General features: G+C 33.5%; 4 protein-coding genes. 3 read left to right on the top strand and 1 reads right to left on the bottom strand.

Annotation, left to right across the window (positions count from 1 at the left end):
• From HKP59_RS11520 to nuoE, 3 genes are all read left to right on the top strand, one after another.
• A partial coding sequence (locus HKP59_RS11520) for an NADH-ubiquinone oxidoreductase-F iron-sulfur binding region domain-containing protein (RefSeq protein WP_291807013.1) occupies nucleotides 1–675 on the top strand: 675 nt, incomplete at its 5' end.
• Between the two features lie 21 nt (nucleotides 676–696).
• Nucleotides 697–2,472 carry an NADH-dependent [FeFe] hydrogenase, group A6 gene (locus HKP59_RS11515; RefSeq protein ID WP_291807010.1) on the top strand — a complete coding sequence of 592 codons (1,776 nt, stop codon included), beginning with the start codon at nucleotides 697–699 and terminating at the stop codon, nucleotides 2,470–2,472.
• 32 nt (nucleotides 2,473–2,504) lie between these two features.
• Nucleotides 2,505–2,978, top strand: coding sequence for an NADH-quinone oxidoreductase subunit NuoE (nuoE, locus tag HKP59_RS11510; RefSeq protein WP_291807007.1), 474 nt, complete (start codon nucleotides 2,505–2,507; stop codon nucleotides 2,976–2,978).
• Nucleotides 2,979–3,166: 188 nt separating this feature from the next.
• Here the strand turns inward: nuoE and HKP59_RS11505 are convergent, their stop codons facing one another.
• Entirely contained in the window at nucleotides 3,167–7,105 is a 3,939-nt protein-coding gene (locus tag HKP59_RS11505; protein ID WP_291807004.1) for a reprolysin-like metallopeptidase, read from the bottom strand.
• Nucleotides 7,106–7,245: the final 140 nt, after the last annotated feature.

The raw sequence follows: 7,245 nt of genomic DNA, 5'->3' as shown, positions 1-7,245 counted from the left end.
TTAAGAGAGGTTATTTATGATATTGGTGGCGGAATAGTGAATGATAAAAAATTTAAAGCAGCTCAAACTGGAGGACCTTCAGGAGGTTGTTTAACCGAAAAAGATTTAGATCTACCTATAGATTTTGATTCCCTTTCTGAAGCAGGTTCCATGATGGGTTCTGGAGGTATGATTATTATGGATGAAGATGATTGTATGGTAGCGATGGCTAAATTTTATCTAGAGTTTACAGTTGAGGAATCTTGTGGTAAATGCGCACCTTGCAGAATAGGTAACAAACGATTGCACGAAATGCTTGTGAAATTATGCAATGATAAAGGTACGCCAGAAGATTTAGACTTGCTTCGTAACTTAAGTGTAGTTGTAAAAGATACCTCACTTTGCGGTTTGGGACAAACGTCTCCAAATCCAATTCTTTCAACAATGAAAAACTTTTATGAAGAATATAAAGCTCATGTTGAAGATCACAAATGTCCGAGCGGACAATGTACTTCTTTCTTAAAATATTATATAGATGAAGAGCATTGTATTGGTTGCATGGTTTGTGCTAGAAATTGCCCAACAAATGCTATTTCTGGAGAAAAAAAGAAACTTCATATAATTAATCACGAGATATGCATTAAATGTGGAGTATGTATAGACAAATGTAAATTCGATGCTGTTTACCTCAATTAATTTTTGTTAAAAGAAAGTATTATGGATACGATAAATATTAAAATTGACAATAAAAATTTTCAAGTACCTAAAGGAACTACCATTCTTGAAGCGGCCAAAAGCGTAGGGGTTAAAATCCCTACACTATGCCATATGCATTTACACGATTTAAATGTAACACATAAACCAACTGGCTGCAGAATTTGTGTTGTTGAAGTTGAAGGACGTAAAAATCTTGTTCCAGCTTGCGCTACTGAATGTACGCCTGGAATGAAAATAAAAAATCAAACAATAAGAGTTTTAAATAGCAGAAAAACAGTGCTGGAATTAATCTTAAGTGATCACCCATCTGACTGTTTGATTTGTCCTAAAAATGGTGATTGTGATTTGCAGAGTATGGCTCAAGAAATGGGAATTAGACATTATTATTACAAAGGAGAACAATCCACTTACATTAAAGACAGATCAGCAGCTATTAAAAGAGATATGGATAAATGTATTGGCTGTAAAAGGTGCGTAACCATGTGTAATGAAGTTCAAACTGTTGGAGCTCTATCTTCTATTAATAGAGGTTTTATGTCTGTAGTGGCTCCTGCATTTCAAATGGATTTAGAAGAAAGTGTATGCACATATTGTGGTCAGTGTGTTGCCGTTTGTCCAACAGCAGCGCTAACAGAAATAGACCATACTAAAACAGTAATTAGACATTTGGCAGACCCTTCAAAAACTGTTATTGTTCAAACAGCTCCAGCCGTGAGAGCCGCTTTAGGTGAAGAATTTGGATATGATCCAGGAACATTAGTTACTGGTAAAATGACTGCAGCGTTGAAAGACCTAGGCTTTAATTATGTTTTTGACACCGATTTTGCCGCCGATTTAACAATTATGGAGGAAGGAACAGAGCTTCTAGATAGATTAACAAGGCATCTAAATGGAGATAAAACAGTAAAATTACCATTATTAACATCTTGTTGTCCGGGATGGGTTAGTTTCTTTGAACATCATTTCCCAGATATGAAGGACATTCCATCAACTGCTCGTTCACCTCAACAAATGTTTGGAGCAATTGCCAAAACCTATTTAGCTGATAAATTAGGTGTAAAAAGAGAGGATATGATTGTTGTTTCTATTATGCCTTGTTTGGCAAAAAAATATGAACGTAGTAGAGATGAATTTTCAACAGATGGAAACCCTGATGTTGATTTTGTATTATCCACTAGAGAATTAGCGCGCCTTGTAAAGCAAGCAGGTATAGATTTCAAAAGTTTAGAACCTGCAGAGTTTGACCATCCAATGGGAGAATCGTCTGGAGCAGCAGTTATATTTGGAACAACTGGTGGTGTAATTGAAGCAGCAGTTAGAACGGCGTATGAAGTATTCACTAAAGAAAAACTTCATAAAGTAGAATTTCAGCAATTAAGAGGAATGGATTGGATTCGCGAATCTACCATTGATTTTAACGGAACTCCAATAAAAATTGGAATTGCGCATGGTTTAGGAAATGCTCGCAAACTTTTAGAAGAAATTAGAGATGGAAAATCGGAATATCATGCGATTGAAATAATGGCTTGCCCAGGCGGTTGCATTGGTGGAGGTGGTCAACCTTTACATCACGGAGATTCTAATATTTTATTAGCAAGGCAAAAAGCATTATACGCAGAAGACAAGTCGAAGGTAATAAGAAAATCTCATGAAAATCCATCTATTATAAAACTATATGATGATTTTTTAGGTGCTCCAAATAGCGAAAAAGCACATCATTTATTACATACAAATTATTTCGACAAGAGTAATCACATAGAAATTACCAAAGAATAATTTATTAATAAACAGATAAAAAATAATTAGCAATGATGACAATATGCGAAAATAATGTAGCCAAAATAGAAGCAATTTGTAGCGAATTTGGTAATGAAAAAGGCGAATTAATAAATGTATTACATAAAGCTCAAACCACATTTGGATACTTACCAGAAGAAGTACAGAGTATAGTGGCAGAAAACTTAAACACTTCTTTAGCTCATGTTTATGGTGTGGTAACTTTTTATTCCTTTTTTACCATGGTTCCAAAAGGAAAATACCCAATTAACATTTGTACAGGAACGGCTTGTTATGTTAGAGGAGCCGAAAAAATTCTTGATGAATTTAAAGAACATTTAAATATTAAAGTTGGAGAAACAACCAAAGATGAAAAGTTTTCATTAAGTAGTTTAAGATGTGTTGGAGCTTGTGGTTTAGCGCCGGTAGTACTTGTGGGAGAAAAAGTTTATGGACGTGTAACTTTAGATGGAGTTGAAGAAATACTCAAAGAATACAATGAGTAAATCTGTATTTATTATCGTCACAAGAAACTAAAAATTATCACTAATTAAATTAAAAACATATTAGCTTGTATTTAATTAATGCTGTACTTAACACATAAAAAAATAGCAAGACTTTTTGTTTGAAAAGTCTTGCTATTTTTTTATAATTATCTGAATGATTTTATTAAAAAAACATTTAAGTAACCTAATTAATTCTTTATTAATTTAAGTATTACTGGATCTTCTGCATATACCTTAACAATATATAAACCGCTTGGTTGATTTTCTAAAGATAATTGAACTCTACCACCAGTTATTGAATACATTTTTTTAGAAATTAATTGTGAATGTATTGAATAAACCTCAATCATCACATCACTTTCTAAAAGTGGCAAAGCAATCTCAAATACACCTCTCGTTGGATTTGGATATGCTACTATTTCACTTAATAACTCAATAGTTTTTGAATATACCCCCTCACAATCTACTGCAGTTTTAACTTCAAGTAAATCTCCATGCTTTACATCTATGTTAAATTCTGTAGAATTAGTCTCAAATTTTTCTTTTCCATTTACATAAATAGTAAATGGTGCTGTTCCCTCTAATATTTCTATATTAGCTTTACCTGATTCAATACTTGCTTTTCCTGAAAGAACAGTTCCTCCTAAAATTTCAGTTACAAAGCATTGTTCAAAAGATTCTCCTTCAATAGAAATACAAAAATTATAAGTGCCTGGCGCTAAATCAGAAACTGTTAAATTTGTTATAAAACTAGTTGTTACTCCATTAATTGTGGTTGAATAATTATGCGACTCATTAGCTGTAATGCTAATTTGCCCATTATTTTTATCTGGACATGTCTCACTAACAATTTCAATATTAAAATTATCTGAAGGTAATAATAAACACCCTGTAGCATCAACTAAACTTCCTGCTGCACTATTTGGGCATAAATCTATTAAGTTATCTACACCATCATTATCATCATCTCCATTTGGTGTTGTATCACAAACATCACCTATTCCATCTCCATCCGAATCTGCTTGATCTGCGTTTGGAGTATCGATACAATTATCAATCGCATTATCTATTCCGTCATTATCATTATCACTTGGCAATACTACACCACAAATTTCAATAGACCAATTATCAATTTGTCCAACATCAGCAGGTCCACTATCTACAACCTTTAAAGTCCAATCTCCAAAAGACTCTTCACCATTAAAAATCGCTAAATTTCCTTGAGGGAGAAAAACTCCGCTATATGGTGCAGTTCCATCGGATATTTGGTTTTCGGCATCACTATCAAAAGTTGTACTTGTATAGTTATCACCATCATCAGTTCTACTGGCAACTAAAATAACTGAAGTTCCTTTTGGACTAATTAAAGTTAAAGTTAAATCTCCAATCCAAGGGTGAGTAATATTAGTAGTAACATTTATATCAGTAATGGACTTATTTTCAACACTATTTATTGTAGAGCTTACTCCTACACTATTATCATCAGGTATATTTAATGGAGTATCTGACGAGTCTAAAGATCCACAAACTTCATTTGCCGTAGTAAAGTTATTAATTTCAGAAAAATTACTTTCCCCACAATCATTTATAGATTTCACCCGCCAGAAGTATTGAGTATCTAATTGCAATAAAGTTGGCTCGTACAAATTAGTAGGTATTGTTGCCGATTCAGTTAAAGATGAAAAAGTACTAGATTCCGAAATTTCAATAGTATAATTCAAAGCATTTACATCGCTATTCCAACTTAATGGGTATGGTTTTAAAACATTTGTTGCGTCATTTTCAGGAGCTACTAATAACGGAGCAACTAATGTTGATGTATACACCCCTAAATTAATAACTGTTGTTTTTGAAGTTGAAGCAGCAGTACCCGTAACTGAAATATTATAATTCCCAACATTCGTGTTATTAATACCCGTAATCGTCATTTCAACTAAGGTATTATTTGCTGTGGCAGAAGATGGATTAAAGGAAACTATTGTTCCTTCAGGATTGTCAGCTGCAGAAAACGTAGTGGCTTCAGTAAAATCTAAAAATGTAGTATATGTAAATGTATAAACCGCATCATTTGGGCTACAAATTTGTTCATTATATGAAGTGAAATCCATGATAAATTCTGAAGTTTGAATAGTAATAGCTCCTTCATTCAAAGCATAAAATACATTTCCTACACTTTCCACCTTAATTCTTCCCTTTGTAGTCGCATTATTTGGAACTACAATTTCATAAGAGCCTGTATTCGAAACAGATGATGCCAACGTAATTGGATACGTTAAACCACCATCTTCTGAAAGTAAAATATTAACAAATGAGCAATTTACAGGCGAAACATTGGTGTTTGCAACATCCCAAGTAACTGTTTGTGAAGTTCCTGCATCCCAAACTACAGCTGTAGGTTGTGATGTAACTACAAAAGGTCCTGAAGTATCATCAACAGTGATCGTAGTTTCATCACTCGCCGTTTGACCTGCTGCTGCATTGTTATCTCTTACCGTAACGCCAAATTGCATAGTTCTGGCTACTGAAGGAATCACTTCCCAAGTAGTCACTAAACTTCCTGCAATTACAGTACTTTGTTCTGGGAAAAATCGTTGAGACGATGAACTTGGAGCAACAGATCGAAATGCAGGGCCTCCAGTCGCTGTTGATTGCAAAGGATGAAGGGTTACTTCCGTATCTAATTGTTCCCAAGTATAGGTTAAATTATCTCCATCAATATCATTTGCTGTTGCATTCAAAACAAAAGGTGTTGATACTGGAATGGTATAATTAGACAATGCTTCAATTGTTGGTGTACTATTATTAGTAGTTGTAATTTCTGCACAAGTGCTATTTCCTGCGGATATATTTGCCCACATTTGTTGAATACTTACCAAGTGAAAATAAGAATCACTCACCGACTGAACATTATTAGGAGCACAAAGCCCAGCGTATGCCATAATTGTTGAACCACTTCCCGGTTCTACAGCGGTAGCATTATTTCTATTTCCACCACCACATCCGCCAGAATCACTATTAAACGTATGATTTGCACCATATTGATGTCCCATTTCATGAGCCACATAATCAATATCATATGTATCACCAATTGGGTTATTAGATCCTGTTATACCCCTGGCTTTACTGGTTGTACAGGGAGAGTTTAATTGAGCTAATCCGCCACCACCTGTACTAAAAGTATGACCAATGTCGTAATTAGCAGTCCCAATATTTGCATCTATTACTGTCTGACTTTCATTAATTAAAGTACCACCATCATTATTTGTAAATGGATCAGTAGCGCCATCCAAATAAATAACAGCTGCATTGTTCGCAACTAATTGCATGTTTAATGCAACATCTCTTTCAAAAATACCATTTACTCTAGTCATCGTATTAGCAATAGCGGCTAACACTACCTCTTTTTTTTCAGCATCTGTTGCTGTAGCACTTACTCCTTCTCTATTTAAATGAAATTGAGAGTACTCTCCGGTAGTAGCAACTGCCAACCTAAAAGTTCTTAAATTTCCATCATCGGCATTTTCTGCTTTAGAATTTAGTACAGAATTTGTTTGTTTTGCGGTTAATTTAACATCTTCCACCTTACACTCAAATGGATCTATTAGAGGTACATTTTTCTTAGAATAAATAATATACGACTCTTTGTTTGATGTATAAGGATCAATAAAAATAGCTTGACCTGTACTATGGAAAATCATAGCATTCAAGCCTAAAGGTGTAACACTAAATCTAATAGTTGAACCTGGATTATTGATACTTTTTCCAGCATAAGATCTAATTGATGGATATTTTTGCTGCAAACTTTCTTCCATAATTGATGCTTCAAAAATTTCATAATCTTCTAATATTCCTTTCTCATTTGGAAAACTCACAATAGTTGATGATGCTTTTGATTTTCCGGCAACTCTTTTAGGTGCATTCTCCAATTTATTTTTGATAGAATTTACATCCAATTGAAAAACCTCAAATTCAGACGGAATTGATCTTCTCAATACTTTTTTTTCTGAGCTTTTTTCTAAAGCAGAGCTTTTTAACCAAAACTCATTAGAATCTTGAGCTTGAGCAGAAAACAATATTGTAATTAATAACAGAGTTAAAATAAAATATTTAGGGTTGAAATGTATCATATTGATGTAAAGAATTGCTGTATAATTGACAAATATACAAGTTTTTAATAGTTGTTTGATGTAATTGAAATGTATTACTATGCTTTTTTTAATTAATTAAAGTATTTTTACAAACTCATTTTAATAAATATTGTTTTCAA

It is taken from the genome of Lutibacter sp. (assembly GCF_013041805.1).
Classification (GTDB): domain Bacteria; phylum Bacteroidota; class Bacteroidia; order Flavobacteriales; family Flavobacteriaceae; genus Lutibacter.
The sequence above is the reverse complement of the archived record's forward strand: the minus strand, read 5'-3'. Positions and strand labels throughout refer to the sequence as shown.

Coding starts and splice junctions, on each gene's coding strand:
- HKP59_RS11515 (WP_291807010.1), top strand. CDS start 697: ATGGATACGATAAATATTAAAATTGACAATAAAAATTTTCAAGTACCT.
- nuoE (WP_291807007.1), top strand. CDS start 2,505: ATGATGACAATATGCGAAAATAATGTAGCCAAAATAGAAGCAATTTGT.
- HKP59_RS11505 (WP_291807004.1), bottom strand. CDS start 7,105: ATGATACATTTCAACCCTAAATATTTTATTTTAACTCTGTTATTAATT.